The 19,065-nt window shown below is 54.4% G+C and carries 15 protein-coding genes; 9 read left to right on the top strand and 6 right to left on the bottom strand.

What is annotated here, in order from left to right; genetic code table 11:
- Nucleotides 1-506: 506 nt before the first annotated feature.
- Complete coding sequence (locus M5R41_14650) at nucleotides 507-2,603, top strand: VIT domain-containing protein (GenBank protein MCZ7557635.1); 2,097 nt, start codon at nucleotides 507-509, stop codon at nucleotides 2,601-2,603.
- Nucleotides 2,604-2,702: 99 nt separating this feature from the next.
- On the opposite strand, the gene M5R41_14645 is transcribed toward M5R41_14650, so the two are convergent.
- Nucleotides 2,703-3,209, bottom strand: coding sequence for a hypothetical protein (locus M5R41_14645; GenBank protein MCZ7557634.1), 507 nt, complete (start codon nucleotides 3,207-3,209; stop codon nucleotides 2,703-2,705).
- Nucleotides 3,210-3,687: 478 nt separating this feature from the next.
- Between M5R41_14645 and M5R41_14640 the strand changes: the two genes are divergently transcribed.
- Entirely contained in the window at nucleotides 3,688-4,362 is a 675-nt protein-coding gene (locus M5R41_14640) for a superoxide dismutase (protein ID MCZ7557633.1), read from the top strand.
- A gap of 55 nt (nucleotides 4,363-4,417) precedes the next feature.
- Nucleotides 4,418-4,777 (top strand): DsrE family protein, encoded by a 360-nt coding sequence (locus M5R41_14635; GenBank protein MCZ7557632.1) that lies wholly within the window; start codon nucleotides 4,418-4,420, stop codon nucleotides 4,775-4,777.
- A 285-nt stretch (nucleotides 4,778-5,062) separates the two neighbouring features.
- Here the strand turns inward: M5R41_14635 and M5R41_14630 are convergent, their stop codons facing one another.
- Both M5R41_14630 and M5R41_14625 read right to left on the bottom strand, forming a co-directional pair.
- The gene (locus M5R41_14630; protein ID MCZ7557631.1) at nucleotides 5,063-5,908 is read right to left on the bottom strand and encodes an alpha/beta fold hydrolase; all 846 of its coding nucleotides are present in this window, start codon (nucleotides 5,906-5,908) and stop codon (nucleotides 5,063-5,065) included.
- Between the two features lie 124 nt (nucleotides 5,909-6,032).
- Nucleotides 6,033-7,412 (bottom strand): FAD-binding oxidoreductase, encoded by a 1,380-nt coding sequence (locus M5R41_14625; GenBank protein MCZ7557630.1) that lies wholly within the window; start codon nucleotides 7,410-7,412, stop codon nucleotides 6,033-6,035.
- Nucleotides 7,413-7,826: 414 nt separating this feature from the next.
- Here M5R41_14625 and M5R41_14620 point away from each other — a divergent pair, with 414 nt between their 5' ends.
- The 5 genes from M5R41_14620 (at nucleotide 7,827) to M5R41_14600 (ending at nucleotide 14,687) form a co-directional block, all read left to right on the top strand.
- On the top strand, nucleotides 7,827-10,604 hold the full coding sequence (locus M5R41_14620) for a hypothetical protein (protein ID MCZ7557629.1): 2,778 nt from the start codon (nucleotides 7,827-7,829) through the stop codon (nucleotides 10,602-10,604).
- Nucleotides 10,605-10,838: 234 nt separating this feature from the next.
- The gene (locus M5R41_14615) at nucleotides 10,839-11,414 is read left to right on the top strand and encodes an RNA polymerase sigma factor (GenBank protein ID MCZ7557628.1); all 576 of its coding nucleotides are present in this window, start codon (nucleotides 10,839-10,841) and stop codon (nucleotides 11,412-11,414) included.
- A gap of 8 nt (nucleotides 11,415-11,422) precedes the next feature.
- Nucleotides 11,423-12,703, top strand: a complete 1,281-nt coding sequence (locus M5R41_14610; protein ID MCZ7557627.1) for a hypothetical protein — start codon at nucleotides 11,423-11,425, stop codon at nucleotides 12,701-12,703.
- A 79-nt stretch (nucleotides 12,704-12,782) separates the two neighbouring features.
- Nucleotides 12,783-13,454 carry a hypothetical protein gene (locus M5R41_14605; GenBank protein MCZ7557626.1) on the top strand — a complete coding sequence of 224 codons (672 nt, stop codon included), beginning with the start codon at nucleotides 12,783-12,785 and terminating at the stop codon, nucleotides 13,452-13,454.
- A gap of 24 nt (nucleotides 13,455-13,478) precedes the next feature.
- Entirely contained in the window at nucleotides 13,479-14,687 is a 1,209-nt protein-coding gene (locus M5R41_14600; GenBank protein ID MCZ7557625.1) for a VWA domain-containing protein, read from the top strand.
- Between the two features lie 179 nt (nucleotides 14,688-14,866).
- Here the strand turns inward: M5R41_14600 and typA are convergent, their stop codons facing one another.
- The 3 genes from typA to M5R41_14585 form a co-directional block, all read right to left on the bottom strand.
- On the bottom strand, nucleotides 14,867-16,708 hold the full coding sequence (gene typA / locus M5R41_14595) for a translational GTPase TypA (GenBank protein MCZ7557624.1): 1,842 nt from the start codon (nucleotides 16,706-16,708) through the stop codon (nucleotides 14,867-14,869).
- 130 nt (nucleotides 16,709-16,838) lie between these two features.
- Nucleotides 16,839-17,111 (bottom strand): RNA-binding protein, encoded by a 273-nt coding sequence (locus M5R41_14590; GenBank protein MCZ7557623.1) that lies wholly within the window; start codon nucleotides 17,109-17,111, stop codon nucleotides 16,839-16,841.
- A 102-nt stretch (nucleotides 17,112-17,213) separates the two neighbouring features.
- On the bottom strand, nucleotides 17,214-17,366 hold the full coding sequence (locus M5R41_14585) for a hypothetical protein (protein MCZ7557622.1): 153 nt from the start codon (nucleotides 17,364-17,366) through the stop codon (nucleotides 17,214-17,216).
- 324 nt (nucleotides 17,367-17,690) lie between these two features.
- Between M5R41_14585 and M5R41_14580 the strand changes: the two genes are divergently transcribed.
- Nucleotides 17,691-18,944, top strand: a complete 1,254-nt coding sequence (locus tag M5R41_14580) for an aminoacetone oxidase family FAD-binding enzyme (protein ID MCZ7557621.1) — start codon at nucleotides 17,691-17,693, stop codon at nucleotides 18,942-18,944.
- The last annotated feature ends 121 nt before the right edge of the window (nucleotides 18,945-19,065 follow it).

Below are 19,065 nucleotides of genomic sequence, written 5' to 3'. Positions count from 1 at the left end.
TTCGTCGCTCGGATGTGGCGATTAAGATTGAAGAGAGAGACGAATGCAATAAACGGAAGTTTGATCTGGAAGTCAAGTTTTTTTTCGCTTTCCGGTCTTTTTTTTTTAAGACCATTCAAAGACCTGGTTTTGCGGCCAGTTTTTGGAAGAAAATATCCACATGTCAAGGATTGCGTCGCGTTCAGCTATTACGGACATGCTGTATCCTTTGTTGCACCATACAGACAGATTGAGACCTCCAACCGTGTCCCTGATCGTCTTGCACGCGAACGCCCTGGCATCCATCATTTACCTCTGGTCAACAGCGAAAAATGTTCATGCTTCGCGATGCTCCCGCGCACTACTCCCGGTGAACATGACTGTCCCGCGTTCTGCGCACGGCAGGTTCACGGATGCGTCCGGATTTTCTGATTATCGTCGAAAAAAAAAATCTTCCCGGAGAGGGGAATTTTTTTCCGTTTCATGTGTCATCCCTATACCGAGATAACCTTGAACAGGAGGAAAAGATGATGCGGTTATGGATTGGAATTCTCCTTCTTACCCTTTTCGGGTCGGAAGTGCAGGCCGGGGTGCTGTATGCACGCCGCGCTGGAACTGAAGCTCCCGTGTACAATCTGCGAATAAGTCATATACGCACCACGGTGCGTATTGTCGGCCAGATGGCCGTGACACATGTGGACGAGGAGTTTTTCAACGACAACAACCTTACACTCGAAGGTTTTTATGCGTTCTCGCTTCCGGAAGGGGCGAAAGTTGATGGATTATGGCTCTGGGTGGACGGTCAGCGACGAACGTTTATCGTGAAGACCAAGGAGGAGGCACAGCGCTTGTATGACAGTGTTGTCGTTGGTCAAAGGCGGGATCCGGCGATATTGGAATCACTGGGGAAGAACCGATTTCAACTCAAAGTGTTTCCGATCAATCCCAGAAGTTCACGCCGCGTGGAGATGCGCTACTTCGTGCCTCTCCCTCTCACCTCCGATGGCTGGGTGCATTACCGTTACCCCTTGAATCTGTCGGGTTACCAGACTGTGCCCGTCGAGCAAACCTCCCTCCGGGTGGATGTCGAATCGAAACTCCCCATCGATGCGATTGCGTGCAATTTTGATGACCGACCGACGTTGTGTCGTACTGTGCAGTTCGATGAACATCGTTTCCGAACGGATTTCGGGCTGGAACAGCAGATGTACACAGAAGATTTCGTGGTGCGCTACAAACCTCGTGGAATTTACTCCACCTTCCCTGCTTTGCTTTGGAATGATCCTGAAGTGACCATGGGGGATCCCTATTTCATGTGCTGGCATCCGGTGGATAATGGAAGCGGAGGCGGACTGCCTCGCGATCTCGTTTTCATACTTGATGCTTCCGGCAGCATGGATGAAAATCGCCGTGTCATGGTACAGGATGCTGTTATCGGCGTTCTGCGGCAACTGACGCCACAGGATCGTTTCCGCATCGTGATCTTCAGCAGCAATGCTCTGGCATGGCCAAACACACCGGACGGAATGACCTTCGCGACGGCGGAAAACATCGATGCGGCTGTGGACTACATCCTTCGCATGTACCTTACGGGTGGCCTCACGAACTATGAGCAGGCGTTCATTTCCGGCTACTCCGCAGTATTCAGACCGGATGCGGATCACCGAATGCTGTTCCTGACCGACGGAGTCCCGAACACCGGACAGACCTCCTACGACGGACTTCTGGAAGTCATCCGTACGCACGACACCAGTGGAGTGACGCTGAATCCTGTGATCGTTTTCAGTCCCAAAATAGATCTGCTCTACGACCTTGCGGCGGCACGAGGCGGAAAGGTAACGCTCGTCGAAAACGGGGACGGTTTACAGACCGTCATTGAACGCGTGATGCTGGATATCAATGTCGCCGGTCTTCGCGCACCAGAGGTGGTGTATGAGCTCGGCAGAAGCTATTTCGTGTATCCTCGTGTCTTCCCGGCCATCGTCGGCATGCAGAACCTTCTTACGACGGGACGTATCACCGGCGGACTGAAGGAAAAGGCCACACTCCGCTATCTCGGATCTGACGGTCGGCAAATCTCCATCAGCCGTGATGTGGATCTCAGTGAGTGGGTTACGGACATGAAACAAGTGGCGGCATACTGGGCTGCGAAGCGCATCGATGAGCTGCTTGAGCAGATTCGCGTGCAGGGCGAATTACCTGAGCTTGTGGAAAGCGTCGTGAACCTGAGCATCAAGCATCAGGTGCTCAGCCCGTATACCGCCTTTTTGGTGCTGGAAACGAATACCATAGATCCTCCCACCGGGGTCGAGCAGCTACAGGCAAGTGTCCCGAGCGATGTCACGATTCGTCCGCTCTATCCGCATCCGTTCTCTGTCTCATCTGGAATGTCCCTGTCCATTCCGATGGAACTACGCGATGGTGCGACGGTGCGTGTGGTGCTTGTAGATTTGCTGGGTCGGGAAGTCGCGGTGCTCGCTACCTCCTTCCTGCGTCCCGGAATGCATACCGTTTCCTGGGATGGCCGGAGCAGCAACGGTAATCTCGTCAAGCCTGGAGTGTACTTCGTTCGTATCCAGACAGGAAACAGCACGCGCATGCTCAAGCTCCTTGTACTTGCCTGATTCCCGGAGGAGGAGGAATGGCGACACAGAACACGACAGGCGGCCCGGGCCGCCTGTCGTGTTTTTGAAGATTGGCGCTGTCCCGCCGAAGCGCGGAAGCTATTGCCCCGAGGGATAATTGAAACGCGGAACGCAGAGTGATCCGCTCGGTGCGTTACGCAAATCCACAGGCACAAGCAATTCATCGTCATCCTTGTGCCGATAGGGTTCGACCATGCGAATCACATAGCTGTCCTCCGCGAGATTTTCGATGCGTATGTGCAAATCGTACAGACAGTTGCAGCGGCAGTCCGGACCGACCTCGCTTTCATAAACCGTGATGATCTGACCTTCGATTTCCACACTTGCGTTGATAGCCTGGGGACAGCAATTGAAACCCGCATTTTCATGATTCAGATCGAGCGTCCCCGATGCGGCCGAGTAATTCCAATGCAGGCAGCTTTTGTTCTTCTCATCGCCGGAAGTACGAATGAAGCTTTTGCACCCCTCAACACTTACAAGAGCACCTGTCGCTTTCGGACCTTGCGGCGTCGGGTTGTCTTCATCGGTTCCGCAGCCTGCGAACACTATCAACAGAGTACAGGTGAGCGTAATAATTCGAGACATGATGGACCTCAAGCATCGTGTGGACAACATGCAACAATATCGTTTTTTTTCTTTCCATGAAAGTCAATAATACAGTGGTTCATGCCGGACTATTCCTGCGCTCTCCCGGAACATCAGTGACAGGAGCGCAGAAACTCCCGACAACACCCCATTTTTCCAACACATCGCTTCGGAGCATTGTACGTCACGGTACATCTGTGTGGAAGATATCGCGGTTTCTCACCGTGCGAAGATCCTGCACATCCTTTGGTGCGCGCGATGCATGAATAAAGCGCTTGCGAACGAATCATGTCGCAGGATTGTTGTCTCTTCTTGCGATGTGCTGTCGATTTGTCGCACAAAGTGACATCTCGTATGTACACAGAGTGAAGCCACGCATGCATCCCTGCAGCAGTTCAGGCATCCAATACATTCAGCAATGTTCTGAGAACAACCATCCCCGAACGCATCCATCGTCACTATCGGAGAAAAGTGCATCATGAAATTTCTCGTATTCCTATTCGCGGCGGCCCTCGTTCTGAGTAACGTCGCCACCGCTCAGTTCACCCAGGAACCCCTACCCTATGCCTACGACGCGCTTGAGCCATTTGTTGACGCTCAAACAATGGAGATTCATTACAGCAAGCATCATGCGGCGTACGTGTCCAATCTCAACAAGGCGCTTTCCGAATCAGCACCGTCACCCATCACCGATCTCGAAGCGATGATGGCGAACATTTCCAAATTCAGCACCGCTGTTCGCAACAACGGTGGCGGTCACTACAATCACACCCTGTTCTGGGAGATTCTGACCCCGAAAAGAAATACCCGGCCTTCCGCATCCCTGGCGCAGTCTATCGAGGAGGCCTTCGGTGGAATGGACAAGATGAAGGAACAGCTGAATAAAGCAGCAGCCACGCGCTTCGGTTCCGGCTGGGCCTGGCTGCTCGTGACTGCGGACAAGAAGCTCGCCATTTCATCCACCCCAAATCAGGATAATCCTCTGATGGATGTCGTGGAAGTCAGGGGTACACCGATTCTGGGCATCGATGTTTGGGAGCACGCCTACTACCTCAAGTATCAAAACCGTCGAGGTGATTATCTTCAGGCGTTGTGGAACGTGATCAACTGGGATGCAGTTAGCACCCGTTACGAGAAAGCGATCACCCGCTAACCGCACATCAACATTTCGAATAATGGATCCACCGTTTATCCTAACAGGCACGATCATGCAGAAAATACTTTTCATCATAAACGATGCGCCCTACGGGACGGAAAAGGCATACAACGCATTGCGTATGGCTATGACGCTACAGAAGGACCATGGCGATACTGTTGAAATCCGAATCTTTCTCCTGGCGGACGCGGTGTTTTGCGGGCTTCCGGGACAGAACACACCCAATGGCTATTATAACATCGAACGCATGCTTCAAGCCGTCATTCAGAAGGGAGGCGAAGTGAAAAGCTGCGGCGGCTGCTCCGAAGCGCGCGGCATTGCGACGCTTCCGTTCATCGAGGGGGTGAAACTCAGCAATATGAAGGAGTTTGTGCAGTGGACGGTGGAGTGCGACAAGGTTCTGACGTTCTGATTTCTCGCTGGATCCATACATGAACATACTCTGACACAACGGCGCCGCAATGGCGCCGTTGATGTTTGGTCCGGATGAAAAACCGTCGGCCCCTCATCATCGCCGATCCGTACCAGGCAAGGAAGGACGGAGGTGAGATTACGACGGAATCACGATCCGTTTCATCGAAAGGTCGGCGGGAAAGGGTCTCTGATTATATTCCTGGAAAAACAACGTAACAAGACAGTCTCGCAGTGATCGTGCGCTCAAAATCGCACCGCTGTCAGCGTTGACCGGTTCCGGTAATCACACCGTATGTGCTTCGATGGCGGATACCACGGTTTCCCAGTCGGCCGGATGGAGTTCATGTCCGCTTCCCTGGAGCGTCAGCAAACGCGAAGAAGGGATTTGCTGTTGCAGTGCATGCGCATTCTCATAACGCAATACGATATCATCGGTACCATGGATGATAAGTGTTGGAACACGGATTTCGTTCAATCTGCCGAACCATCGCTCTCCACCACTGAGGAATGCGTGGTTCATGAAACTCCGGCTTCCTCCGCTCCGGTCGTACTCTTCTTCCGCAAGATGGCGTATGTGGGCTTCATCGAAGGCGTGCGCACTTCCGTTGAGAAGTCGCCAACCTTCGGTAGAAAAATCCACGACAGCGGCGCGGTCACTCCAGTCCAATTCCGCGCCGAGCAGATGATGTTGCAGGACACGCTCGTCTATGCCCGGGATGTCCGGGTCGCCGGGGCCAAGTGGCTCGCTGGCGATGAGCGTGAGCGACGATACATGCGCAGGATGCTTTAGTGCGATCAGCTGTGCGAGAAAGCCCCCGAGTGACATACCGACGAGATGTGCGCGGGTGATCTCAAACGCACCGAGTACTGCAATGGCATCATCCGCCATATCCTCCACGGTGTAGCCTGGTTCCCCGAGCGGGTACTTGGTGGACCCTCCTGTGTCACGGTGATCATAACGAAGAACGAAGCGGCCCCGTGCCGCCAATACGCGACAGAATTGTTCGGGCCACCATAGTCCCGATGCCATTGCGCCCATAAGAAGAAGCACCGGGGTATCTGTGACACTGCCGATGGCTTCGGAATACAGTCTGGCACCAGGAACGTCAATCTGACGGGATACGATCATAACGATGAAGCTGTGTGAAGTACCTGTTTCTTGCGATACCGGAAAATATCGAATGGATCCTGAACGCATGCGCAGCTTACGGGATTGAATCATTCGGTGCAATTCTCAGGAAAGGCGCTTCCGATCACCTCGGTTTGATGTTCTGATTCAATCGGAAAAGGTTTTCCGGATCGTATGTGGCTTTCACGCCGGCCAGACGCCGGTAATTCTCCTCGCCGAAGCTTGCAATGATGCGCTCTTCACCCTCCTCGCCTATGAAATTCAGGTACACGGAATCGAGCGCCCACGGCTTCATCTCTTCTCGTATGCTCCGCGCCCACTTCTTTCCGCGTGCATCATCGAGAGGATTTTCCCATAATCCGAACGGATGCACACACCAGGGCGCCGACCGCCAGGGCAGAGGGTAGTGGGAAGGCCCACGGTCTATCGCGCCGCCTTGCGGAATCAGCACATGTTGAGAAGGAGAAGGAACAATCATGTCGCTCGCCCGCTTGCTGAAGTTATTTACGGCGGCGTCGGGAAATGCGGAGAGATACTCCGCTGTCCAATAGTTGCGGTATCCGGGAGGATCGTCCAACATGCATTGGAAATCCACGTAGGGCATTTCCGTGATCATTGCGCCGTCGTGATCGAGCGCGAGCATGGGTGCCGCAAGCTGTCCGGCTGTATCCGCAGGTCCGGCATAGACGAGAAGCACAGCAAGGGCGAGCTGGCCATGCAATGCATCCGGGACGAATGGTTCGGCGGGGCCGGTGAGATAGAACAAACCACCTCCGAATTCGTCTGGTGCGCCTTCCATAAAATCGCGATATGCACGGATAACCTCCGGACCGCGCTCCGGTTTCCAGAACAGAAGCGTGACATGCACCTGCGACAATTCCTTCAAACGGAAGGTCAGGGATGTAGCTATCCCGAAATTCCCTCCACCTCCATGCAAGGCCCAGAACAACTCTCCATGTTCCTTCTCCGAGACCCGAAGGAGGCTTCCGTCTGCAGTCACAAGCTCCACTTCTACGAGATTGTCGCATGCGAGGCCCAGATATCTCGCCAGCCAGCCGTCGCCACCGCCGAGCGTATAGCCCCCTACACCGGTGGAAGATACGCGTCCGCCGGTTGTGGCGAGTCCGTAGGCGGCGGTAGCGCGATCCAGATGTCCCATGGTGGCGCCCCCTGAAACCTTCGCCGTGCGTACATCAGGATCGACGGACACGCTGTTCATGCGCCGGAGATCGATGACGAGTCCTCCCTCGCTCAGGGATTTTCCAGCGACGCTGTGGCCACCACCTCGTACCGCGATCTCGATGCCCTGTTCACGTCCGAAGTTCACGGCTCGGATGACGTCTTCGACGTTGACACATTGAGCGATCAGAGCAGGGCGTCTGTCAATCATCGCGTTAAAAACGGTACGGTTCTCATCGAATGAGGGAGAATCCGGCATGATAAGTTCCCCGTGAAAACCGCGGCGAAGCTCGTTTACCGCAGTGGAATGTATTACATCAGGCATTGCTGTCATCCTTTCGTTTCATGGTCGTATAATTTTTTTCGAAAACGTATTCGCAAGGTTCAGGCCTTCCCCAGTGTCAGAATAAAATGACACTGGGGCTATGCTCTCAATCTCCCCGTCCAACGGCACTGCGGTCATTTCTGTGCTGTGCGCTTATTCCGACGATGAAGGGGGTACATGAATAAACGGCCTCCCGCGCATTTTGTTGCGGTAAAACGGAGAAATGATGATATACCGTCCGGTTTCAGGACAGAGCGTTTCACCATACAAGTCTGCAAGCCATGGCTAAGGTGCTGTTTTACTGTTTCCCATCATCGCACTTATCGGTCTGTATTTCCTTTCGTCGAAATTTTTCCATTTACACTGACCGCAGCGTTTTGTAGGTTGCACAATAGCCATAAGCACGGACGTACCATGCGAAAGCATTGTTCCAGTTTTGCGATTACGGTGTTCCTCGTCCTGATTCTCCAAGCGAGTGCCGCTGCCCAGACGCGACTTGAGTCTCTCCATCCTCGGCCCCGGCAGGCGTATTCGCGATTTTTCAGCGCGGTATTCTATCCCTCCGCAGGTCAGGTGATATTCGTGGACCCGGTGAATCCGGCGTTCGACCAAGCAGAGAGAATAAACGCACATCTTCGACAGCACATGTCGGACACCATGCTCGTGCGGATCTGGACAGCGGGAGATACTCTGGAAACCGGAATTTATCTTGGTGTGCGCGCCGAGTTCATCAACAGCATGCTGGCAGCACTGCCGGATCAATTTGTGCGTGTCACTGCCACCTATCCCGGGCCGGAAGGATACGTGCTCGACGCTCTACCCATGCGCATCGTGGTCAACGGCAGTGATGAGGCGGGGTTGCGTTATGGCGTACACACGCTGAAGCAGATGCTTTTTCCTCACGCCGGTTGGTGGGGTCTTGAAGCCTGTCGCATCATCGACGTCCCGGAATTCCCCATACGCTGGATGTACCAGGCTACGAACATTCTTGTCGGCGCAAACGTCACGGCCGCGAAACAGCTATGGGACAGAGCTGTTGAGCACAGGATCAACGGTATTCATTTAAACGACTCGAAGTTCCAACGACCGACGACACTCCCGCGCCGCTATCAAGATTCACTCGCCTCGTTGCGGGATTACGCGGAAGCACATGGACTTGACATAATTCCGGGTGTCATGCCCTTCGGATATTCCAATGATCTGCTCTTCCACAATCCCAATCTCGCTTCCGGTCTTCCGGTGAGGGAACAGCGCTTCGTTTTCGAAGCCGATACCGCCCGGCTCTTACCAGCAGTACGCGTGACACTGCCAAATGGTGGTTTCGAACAGTACAGTAACAATACCTTCCCCGGTTTTCGCTTCATCGATCAGCCGGGTTTGATCAGTTTTGTCGATACACAGACGAAGCACTCTGGTGCGGCCAGCATCCGACTTGAAAATTTCGCGCAGCACTCGCCGCAACATGGGCACGGACGCATTTCGTACTGGACGAACGTCAAGCCGTTTACGCTGTATCACGTGCGGGGATGGGTACGAACAGAAGCGCTCGAGCCTGCATCTGCCATCAATATTGCGGTGCTGAGCAACGCGGGATACAATCTCGCATTTAACGAGTTCTCCATTCCATCGTCCACAGACTGGATTCCCGTTGACTTTACGTTCAATTCCCTGGAGGCCGATACCGTCGGTGTTTACTGGGGCACCTGGGGTGCACGGTCGGGACGCATCTGGTGGGATGACCTTCTGCTCGAAGAAGCGGCTTTCGTCAACCTCATCCGTCGCGACGGTGCCCCGCTGGTCATCAGTCGGTCCACCGAAGGACCGACGCTCACGGAAGGAGTGGACTTCGATACCCTGCGAGATCATCGCATGGGTAACCGCAGCTATCCGGGTGATTACGACCGCTGGCATACACCTCCGACGCTGCGAGCAACAGCGGGCGGCATCATCAGAAACGGCGATACGATGCTTGTTTCGTATTATCACACCGTGCTGATCCATCAGAGTCAGGTTATCGCAACGATGTCCGATCCAGAGGTATACGACATTCTCGATCGCGAATTCGCGCAATTGGACAGCGTACTCGAAGCCGGCAGGTATTTCATGCAGCATGATGAAATCCGCGTCATGAACTGGGACGCCGGGGATGACGCACGCGGATTGATTCCTTCCGGAATAGTGGCTGATAATGTACAGCGTTGTACAAGCATCATTAAGAAGCACGCTCCCGACGCGGATATCTGGGTGTGGAGCGACATGTTCGATGAATTTCACAATGCCGTGCAGGGTCCTTACTACCTCGTTCGCGGTGATTTGCGCGGGAGCGCCGATCAGATCCCGAGCGATGTCGGGATTGTCAACTGGAACGGACGGGAAAATGTTGTCCGTCAGAGTCTCGCCTTTTTCGCCGACCGCGGATTCCGTCAGATTTCAGCACCATTTTATGACCGGGACGCGAAGCAGATACGCACCTGGAAGGAGTGGATGCGCGGCGTTCCGAATGTACTCGGGATGATGTACACCACCTGGGCGCGCAACTACGATTATCTCGATGCCTTCGGTGAATACGCATGGAATCATGCGCCGTACGTTTACCATTTTCCACCGTACTCGCTGCGCTCGGGTGAGGACAATTTCTTCCATCTGCGCATCGAAGGAGACACCAGGGATACGGAGTGGAAGCTCGAACACGTCTTCATCAACCATCGAACACAACCTAATCATCGTTTTACAGCGCATGAAGCGACCCTCACACCCGGTGTGGATGAAATGATTGCCGTCTCTGTTCCCGCCGATGCACGCTGGTTACAATGGTATATCACGGCGGTGGACAATCGCGGCTCGATGACACGCATCCCTCTTGGGGATACGATGTACTTTGAGCTTGGCGACATTGCAACGGGACTCAGGCATGTTGACGTAGCACCGCATTCTCTGCATATCTCCATTTCTCCGAATCCTGTACGGGGTGGATCCCGGCTTTCCGTGCACTGGGCTGCCCCCGCCGGAAGCGCACCAAAAGTGATCCTGCGAGATGCTCTCGGGCGCAAGTGCCTCAGCCATGCACCGGAGCGATCCACCGGAAGACTCATGACCACAACTATCGGCATACCCACGCTGTCGCCGGGATTCTACATTTTGGAACTCCATGCCGCCGGCGGACGTGCCGCCGTGCACTGTATCATCCGATGATTCAGGACTTGCCGTGGCACGAGTACCACTCTTCATTCATCTACGGACTTTCTCAAGGCGACAGGTGAAAAGACAGACATCCGGATAACAATACTGCGACAAATCCGAATCCAGATCGGGCTGACGTATGTCAAAGGTGCTTTCCGGCACTTTGGCAAAAAAAATTTTTCGGATTATCCCTTTCAGAGGAATTTTTCAGCGTTTCATGTGTCATCCCTATGACACGGCAGTAACGTGTCTGACAAGTATTGCAGGAATCACGTGCACGAAGAAGTGAGTCAAACGGTTTCGCAGGATTTCCAGCTGCAACAGCGCATCCGTGCGGGCGACAACGGCGCCTTCGCAGAGTTGTACGCGGAGCACAAACACAAGGTATACTCGTATTGCTCGCTGTTTCTGGGTCACCGCGGTGGTGTGGAGGATGTATTCCAGGATGTGTTCATCGCGATGCTGGAGCGAATCCGCGACGGTCAGGAGATTGATTGCCTTGGTGCCTATCTCATGCGCAGCTCGCGCAACCGCTGTCTCAATATTCTTCGCGACGCGAAGTTCACCATAGATATCAACAGCGCGGTAGAGACGCTTGTCGAACCGGGCATTGAGGACGAGGACAGAAAAGTACAGCTTCGCGGTGCGGTACAAACCCTCCCGGACGATCAACGCGAAGTCGTCATACTCCATGATTACCATGGATACACATATGACGAGATAGCCGCTCTGACGGAGCTTCCGATCAGCACCGTACGAAAGAGATTGTTCCGCGCGAGGACGCACCTCCGCGAGATGTTGAATCCGGGACCCAAAAAATAGACAGAGCCATGCAATTCGAAGAACACATATCGGCATTCATCGACGGTGCCCTTGACGCTGCTGAGGAAACGGAGTTTCTCCATATCCTCTCCGTCTCACCTGAAAAGCGCGCACTGCTTCATGAATACCTTTCCTTGAAATCCATGCTCGCTGCCGATGCACGCGCCATCACTGTTCCACCATCACTGGACGCCGCGGTGCTTGGCGCTGCCGGTGTGGGTACCGCAGCGGGACTCGCAGCCGCAGGCGGAGCAGTCGGAGGAGCGGGGGCGGCTTCCGTCCTGGGTGTGGACGCTTCGGGCAAGGCTATCTCCGCAGCGGGGACCAGTTCCGCAGGCACGACAGCAGCTGCAGTCGGTCACACATCGGGGCTTGGAGCAGCTGTACCCTGGTGGACGTTGCCGCGCATCCTGGGTACGGTACTTCTCGGTTGCGCACTCTTTACCGGGGGGTTTCTGCTCAACGACACCATGAAGCACCACTCGGATCCGGCGGTGAACGGTGCACCCGCGACATCATCCACCGGGCAACATGATCTTGTGCAAACCACTTCCCGATCCGGCTCGCAAACGTCTCCGCAGCCAGGCGATCCTCGCGCGGGACAAGCAACACCACCCGCTCCGGAATACCGCACCATCATTCTCACGCGTGTGGATACAGTATTCCTCCCGCCTCCGCTGGCGAAAGTGGACACGGTTCTTCTGTACCGTATCGATACGCAGTACGTCGCCCTCGCTCAGCTCCCCATTGACAAGCGCGCAGTAATGATACAGGAAGCACCTGTGACCCCGCCGCAGTTTGCGAGCTCCGGCCGCATTGACGTCGAGGTACAGCGAGAACATCTCAGCACATGGCCATACATCGATTATCACCGGGCGGGCGTGGAGCGTGAGCAGCAGCATTTTTCCATTTTCGCGGCATACGCCCTTGATCAGATGCATGCAGCCGGATTGATGGTCGGAGAGAAGTCTTTCGCTATGGAGTATTATCGCATCGAGAACGACTCGCTGTATATTTATCAGAGGCAACCAGCTCTGCTGTACGGAGGTGGTTTCTACCGTTTTTCGCTGCCGCTCTCCGGAAATATCGCCCCTGAAGCGATGTTTCAGCTCGGAGGTACGGATCTCGGCCCTGTCATCGGGGCACGCCTTGCGTTGCGTTTTTCTCCCCTCCGTAACCTGAGCATCTTGCTCGGCGCTGACGGCGCCGTACTTGCATACAGATACAAAGACAGATTGTTTACCAGTCACAGTCTCGGATTGACATACGGCATACGCTATCAGTTCTGACAGCCGCAGCATAGGACCTTCTGTCGACGCCGCGCGAGTATCGCTGTGGCGGATTGCAAGACAGTGCTTCGCAGCCGCGATGGTGGTAGTGCTGTACTCCGGCCTGAACAGCTGCGCACCTCCGGACGACAAAGATCCGAGTAATATTATCGGAACCGATCCCTGCGTGGATCCGTGGCGCGGCGATACCGCGTTCATACGAACGACCATACGTTTCGAGGCACTTGTGGACACCATGGCATTTCCCATACAGCAATTCGCAGGGAGCGGGCTACGGATTTCGCTTGTGCTCTTTCCGCCACCGACAGCGACGACGGACACGCTGTCATTCCGCAGTATGGTTTCCTACTCGGCGAATTATCTCGATATTCCCGCTGTCAGTCTCCCCTTGAGAGGGGAAATTCCTCCGAGGTATTTCCGTCAACACAACTGCGCACGGATGGCTGTCGCGACCGTCCTTCTACATCGCGATGACGATGGCGACGAGCACTACACGCCCGGTGAAGAGATTCTGGGTGCATGCGAACAAAGCCTGTATGCGTTTACGCAGGGCGATATGCGTACAGTCCCCAAACCTCCGTTTGAAACGATATTCGAGGGCAACAACATACTGATACGGAATGATGGGAATATCTTGCCCGCATTCCGCTCTTCACCCGATTACCATGCAACCATTTTCATTCTATCCGTGCGCGGTGAAGCACATCGCTACAATATTCCACAACCCTGGCCCGGTCCCGCTTTACCATGAAAACCGGGAAGGAGGCATTCTGACATGAGGCCATTTTTCTTCATACTCACGGTAATGATGACCTTTTCGGCTGCGTCCCAGCCAAGGTTGGATTTACGCCTCCTGCGTCCCAACACGCCGGATTATTACTATTACCAGCTGTACTTTACACCCTACTGCGGAGATTCGGTACTTTATGGTCTGACAGAACGCCAACTCATTCTCGAGGAACCCCACGGAACGGTAGATTCCAACGATTTTGAAATTGACCGTTACGCGTCACCGGAGCGAAATTCCTGCTACGACATAGCAATGCTCGTCGATAATTCTTCCACGATCTCCGTGGAGGTCCTGAACCGTATCGTAGTGGCAGGAAGAAGTTTCATTGACAGCATGCAGCTTGAATGCCAGAACGCCAGCATCATTTCCTTCGCCGACCGACCGATTTTGCATTCCTTTCTCGGGAATGATCGTGAGGCCAGCAAGATTGCCTTCGAAGAGATGAAACCCGGCGGAAAGCGGGTGTTGTATGATGCGATGTATGCGGGGATGGTGGAGATGATTACCAACGGAAGGCAAGGTCAGGAGCTGATCTTTGCCGTCACGACCGGACCCGACAACGGCAGCAGTACCAGTACCGAACAATTGTTGAAGACCGCACGAAATAATCGTTTCAGAGTGTTTGTGTTCGGGCTGGGGATGTCTTCTCCTCCCCCCGACCTCATGTCGCTCTGCCGAGAAAGCGGGGGACTCTACTTCAGCATTCCCGTTGCGGAAGATTTGACGGTAGCGTTCACAGATTTTGAAGGTTTTATTCAAAGGGAATACGACGAGTATCGCCTGGTGCGGCGTACCAGAAATCCCGACATGCGCGACATGCTCATCCGTCTGCGTCTCGAAGCCTGTGATGACAGTGTCTGGGTCGAGCGACACTTCCTTTTCGACGGCAGCGCCACGAGCGTCAATCCTGTACCTGTCGAGATAGGGCTGGATGCCTGCTACCCCAATCCTGTCGGCACAGGCCAGACGCTGCATATTCCCATCACCGTGCGTTCCGGCGGAGTCGGGGAAATTGTGACAGTGCGCGTGTACGACGTGCTCGGCAGACCGGTGACATCGATTACCGACGTCGTGCGGACCAGTGAAAAGCAGACTCTCGACGTCACAACGACAGGACTGCGTCCGGGTGCCTACATCATACAATTCCATCGCGGAGCCGAAGTGCGCCACGCGATGTTCGTGATCCGTCCATAAGAGCAGACAGTCCAGAGTACGGCGGTGAATCGGCCGGGAGGTTTTATGTCTTCCTCCAAGCGGACCTTTCACCCAGGAAATTGTTGCACTTCCGACAGGCACAACACGTGGCGAACGCTCAACCACGGGTGCGAAAAACCTTCCCGACGGGGTATTGCAGACCTTTGCCTTTGGCAGGATTATGCGGACCGCTCAATCGCGGCACCACGAGCGCGGTGTCGATCCAGAGCCGAGAGCATTATTTTCCGGATACGGATTGATTTGGGCGTCACTTCCACAAGTTCATCGTCTCGAATGAATTCGATGGCGCGTTCGAGCGTCATCGGAATGACCGGAGTGAGTACCACCGTTTCATCCTTGCTTGAGGCACGCATGTTCGTCAGTTTTTTGGGTTTGGTGGGATTGACATCGAGATCGTTGTCACGGTTGTGCTCCCCGACCACCATCCCCTCGTACACGGGAGTACCCGGTTCGATGAAGATGATACCGCGTGGTTCGAGATTAAACAGAGCATAGCTCGTTGCATCACCCGGCCTATCCGACACGAGCGATCCGGTAAGACGTGTGGGAAAATCCCCACGATATTCTTCATACCCCTGGAGGTAGGAATTCATGATACCGGTGCCCCTGGTATCCGTGAGAAACTCGCTGCGGTAGCCGATCAAGCCGCGCGAAGGGATGGAGAACTCGAGACGCACGCGTCCTGTTCCGTGATTGACCAGATTCGTCATGCGTCCCTTTCGCTGGGAGAGTTTTTCGGTGACGATCCCGGTAAACGCTTCTTCGCAATTGATGAAGAGGTGTTCGATGGGTTCGAGCAGCTTGCCACCCTTATCCTTATAAATGACCCTGGGACGGCCGACGCTCAATTCATAACCCTCGCGACGGAGCGTTTCGATGAGAATCGCCATCTGAAACTCCCCACGACCCTTAACGATGAAAGTATCGGGCGTTGCGCCATCCTCGACAAGCAGCGCAACATTACTCAGCGTCTCCCTGTACAAGCGCTCACGCAATTTTGCGGATTGTACGTACTTCCCTTCTCTGCCCGCGAACGGCGAGGTATTGATGGAAAACGACATTGCGATCGTCGGCTCGTCAACGGCGATACGAGGCAACGCTTTCGGCTGTGTCGCAGTGCAGATGGTGTCGCCGATATGTACATCCTCAATCCCTGCGAGAATGGCGATGTCTCCGGGTTGAACACTGTCACTGTCTTTGAGCCCAATGCCATCATACACCTGCACGCGCGAGACGCGCAATTGCTTCACCGTACCTTCTTCTCCGATGCAGACCATACTGTCGTTCTGATGCACGGAACCATGAAACACGCGCCCGATCGCGAGACGGCCCAGATACTCCGAGTAATCCAGATCGGACACGAGCAATTGGAACGGCTCGGCCGGATCGTACGATGGTCCGGGAATTTCTTCGATAATCGTCTCGAACAATGGGGTGAGGTCCGCGCCTTCTTCGCCGAGGGATCGCATGGCGCGCCCTTCCTTCCCAACAGCATAGAGGACGGGAAAGTCTATTTGTTCATCATTGGCATCCAGCTCGATGAAAAGGTCGTAGATATGCTGAAGCACCTCCTCCGGGCGAGCGTCCTTGCGATCGATTTTATTGACGACGACGATGATGCGCTTTCGGGATTCGAGAGCCTTCTTCAGAACGAAACGGGTTTGAGGAAGGGGGCCCTCGGATGAGTCAACAAGCAGGATGGCGCCGTCCACCATGACCAGGGCGCGTTCTACCTCGCCGCCAAAGTCGGCGTGCCCGGGTGTATCGAGAATATTGATTTTGGTTCCGCTCCACCCCACGGAGCAATTTTTCGCCGCGATAGTAATACCGCGTTCACGCTCGAGATCCATGCTGTCCATCACGCGATCGGCGACGTCCTGATTTTCGCGGAACACACCGCTCTGTCTGAACATGTGATCCACCAATGTCGTCTTCCCGTGATCGACATGTGCGATAATGGCAATATTGCGTATGGCGTTGTTTCGAATGGACGATTTCATTTTCTGCTTGCCGTTGTAATGTACATATCCTGTTGTCGGCGCACGATTTCCGTGGTGTCGCCTGGAGGTCGTTCCGGGAACAAAAAAAATCGCGGCCAAAGCCGCGATTTTCGTATACGAATCGCCGGGATTACCAGCGGGAGTTACGCTGCGGACGCTCGGTCTGCGGACGCGCTTCGTTGACTTTGATTTTGCGACCCATGAAATCGGTCTCATTGAGAGCGTTCATGGCGTTGTTGGCCTCGCCTGCGTCGGGCATTTCGACAAAGCCGAAGCCCTTGGATTGACCCGTGAACTTATCGCTGATCACAGTGACCTGCGAAACTTCACCGTACTGAGAGAACGATTCCCGCAACATAGCGTCCGTGACACTGTACGCGAGGTTTCCGACATACATCTTCATTGCAAATTTTCCTTTGCTCGCGTGTTCTATAAAATGACGCTATCGAAGAATCTTACACGCACCGAATCCGACAGCGAAGCCGTTTACCGGCTCATTGAATACTTATTCCTGGGAGGACTCGCCCGCTTCGGTTTCGGGCTCGTCTTTCGACTCTGATTGTGACTTGTTCAGTCGTCGCTGTCGTTTTTCTTCCTGCTTTTTCTTTTTCGCAAGGTCGCGCTGCCGCTTCTCAAACTGGTAATTGGGCTTGGCCAATGTCCGGACCTTCTTTAATGAGTATCTTCAGAATCCTGTCGAGTTTGGTCAAAAACAATAGCGGATGACCCGGCGTGGTATCGAACTGAACGCCTCGTCTTCCGCGGCTACCATATTCGACCTGATTCTAGAAGAGTAAGATAGCACTCTCTGTAGCAGAAAAGCAACTTTTTGGGTAAGATTTTTTTCTTTTTTCTCAGCACAACCAGCGACCGGATCTGTGGCGACATGGTACAGGTGTGTTCTGTACCCAGAATTTACCGAAAGCGGAGAAGATGGTAAGTTACATGCAGAAACATCGAGTATCCGAGACAGCAGAACACCATGGACCCAAGGCTATCGCAAACCTCATCGCCGCGCAAGGTAGTCGTCATCGGCGCTGGAGCGGCCGGCCTCGTTGCCGCGGATTTCTCGGCGCGATACGGTGCGGAAGTACTATTGCTCGAAGGCACGAAGCATGTTGGAAAAAAAATCCTCATCAGTGGAGGGGGACGCTGTAATATTCTGCCGGCTGAGCTCGATGAATCCCGCTTCGTGACAGATTCATCACGTAACACTCTCAATCGAATTCTTCGCTCCTGGCCATTGACCGAACAGATACGCTACTTCGAGCATGAACTGGGGGTGCGACTGGTTGAGGAAGCCGGTACGGGAAAATTGTTTCCGGCGTCACAACGTGCGCGTGATGTCCGCGACGCACTGCTGCAGCACGCGGAGAGAGGAGGAGTGCGGCTGTGTACCGATTGCCTCGTCACCGAAATACGGAGTGTCAATGATGCATGGCGCATCGAAATACGGGATGCGCCCGCGATACACGCGGATGCTGTTATCATCGCTACCGGAGGACTCTCCATTCCGACAACGGGCAGTGACGGGTTTGGCTTTCGCTTCGCGGAGTCCTTTGGCATAGCGACCGCTCCACGCTATCCCGCCTTGGTACCGGTCACCAGTTCGGACACACGCTTCACCTCGCTCGCCGGCATCAGCATTGATGTACGCATTTCAGCCAGCAGCACGCGACATTCCGCCGAGGCCAGAGGAGCCCTGCTGTTTACGCACCGCGGGTACAGTGGTCCCGCGGTGTTGGATGTGTCCCATGTTCTGGCACGCGCAACAACGGAAGGTGATGCCAACGCCCGTCTTCGGGTCTCATGGTTATCGCACGATGAGTTATTCTGGATGGATACTTTGTGGCACGACAGCAGGGGAACTGCTGCCGGTGCTCTGCGAAGAGAACTCCCCGAACGTCTCGTGTCTACCTTGATGGATGTTGCAAACGTGGATGCATCCCGAACGTTGGCACAACTACGGCGCGAAGAAAAACGCCGCCTTCTTGACGTCCTCCTTCGATGTGCGCTCCCCTGGACCGGTGACGAAGGATACCGTAAGGCCGAAGTCACAGGAGGCGGAGTTCTGCTCTCTGAAATACAGCATGGCAGCATGGAGTGCAAAGCCCATCCGGGCTTGTATTTCTGCGGTGAGACGCTCGACGTCTTCGGACCCATCGGCGGCTACAATTTTTTCTGGGCCTGGGCTACAGGCAGAGCTGCTGGAATTTCGGCCGCGACGAAGGAGTAACGATGAGTTGGAATTGCGTCGCGCCGCCTCAATCCAAAGCGAACAAACAGAATATCCCTGTTTCGTCCAGGTACGATTTTTTTCAACCTGCGCAGTCACCGATCTGATGCCACACCGCACT

It is taken from the genome of Bacteroidia bacterium, from assembly GCA_027493955.1.
In the GTDB taxonomy this organism is placed as follows: Bacteria; Bacteroidota; Ignavibacteria; order SZUA-365; family SZUA-365; genus JAOSJT01.
Note: the sequence above shows the minus strand (reverse complement) of the source record. Positions and strands in the feature narration are given on the sequence as shown.

Bases quoted from the DNA above. Each gene is read 5' to 3' on its own strand.
- M5R41_14635 (MCZ7557632.1), top strand. From the start codon at position 4,418: ATGCAGAAAATACTTTTCATCATAAACGATGCGCCCTACGGGACGGAA.
- typA (MCZ7557624.1), bottom strand. From the start codon at position 16,708: ATGAAATCGTCCATTCGAAACAACGCCATACGCAATATTGCCATTATC.
- M5R41_14590 (MCZ7557623.1), bottom strand. From the start codon at position 17,111: ATGAAGATGTATGTCGGAAACCTCGCGTACAGTGTCACGGACGCTATG.
- M5R41_14625 (MCZ7557630.1), bottom strand. From the start codon at position 7,412: ATGCCTGATGTAATACATTCCACTGCGGTAAACGAGCTTCGCCGCGGT.
- M5R41_14600 (MCZ7557625.1), top strand. From the start codon at position 13,479: ATGAGGCCATTTTTCTTCATACTCACGGTAATGATGACCTTTTCGGCT.
- M5R41_14580 (MCZ7557621.1), top strand. From the start codon at position 17,691: ATGGACCCAAGGCTATCGCAAACCTCATCGCCGCGCAAGGTAGTCGTC.
- M5R41_14620 (MCZ7557629.1), top strand. From the start codon at position 7,827: ATGCGAAAGCATTGTTCCAGTTTTGCGATTACGGTGTTCCTCGTCCTG.
- M5R41_14605 (MCZ7557626.1), top strand. From the start codon at position 12,783: ATGGTGGTAGTGCTGTACTCCGGCCTGAACAGCTGCGCACCTCCGGAC.
- M5R41_14610 (MCZ7557627.1), top strand. From the start codon at position 11,423: ATGCAATTCGAAGAACACATATCGGCATTCATCGACGGTGCCCTTGAC.
- M5R41_14630 (MCZ7557631.1), bottom strand. From the start codon at position 5,908: ATGATCGTATCCCGTCAGATTGACGTTCCTGGTGCCAGACTGTATTCC.
- M5R41_14640 (MCZ7557633.1), top strand. From the start codon at position 3,688: ATGAAATTTCTCGTATTCCTATTCGCGGCGGCCCTCGTTCTGAGTAAC.
- M5R41_14650 (MCZ7557635.1), top strand. From the start codon at position 507: ATGATGCGGTTATGGATTGGAATTCTCCTTCTTACCCTTTTCGGGTCG.
- M5R41_14645 (MCZ7557634.1), bottom strand. From the start codon at position 3,209: ATGTCTCGAATTATTACGCTCACCTGTACTCTGTTGATAGTGTTCGCA.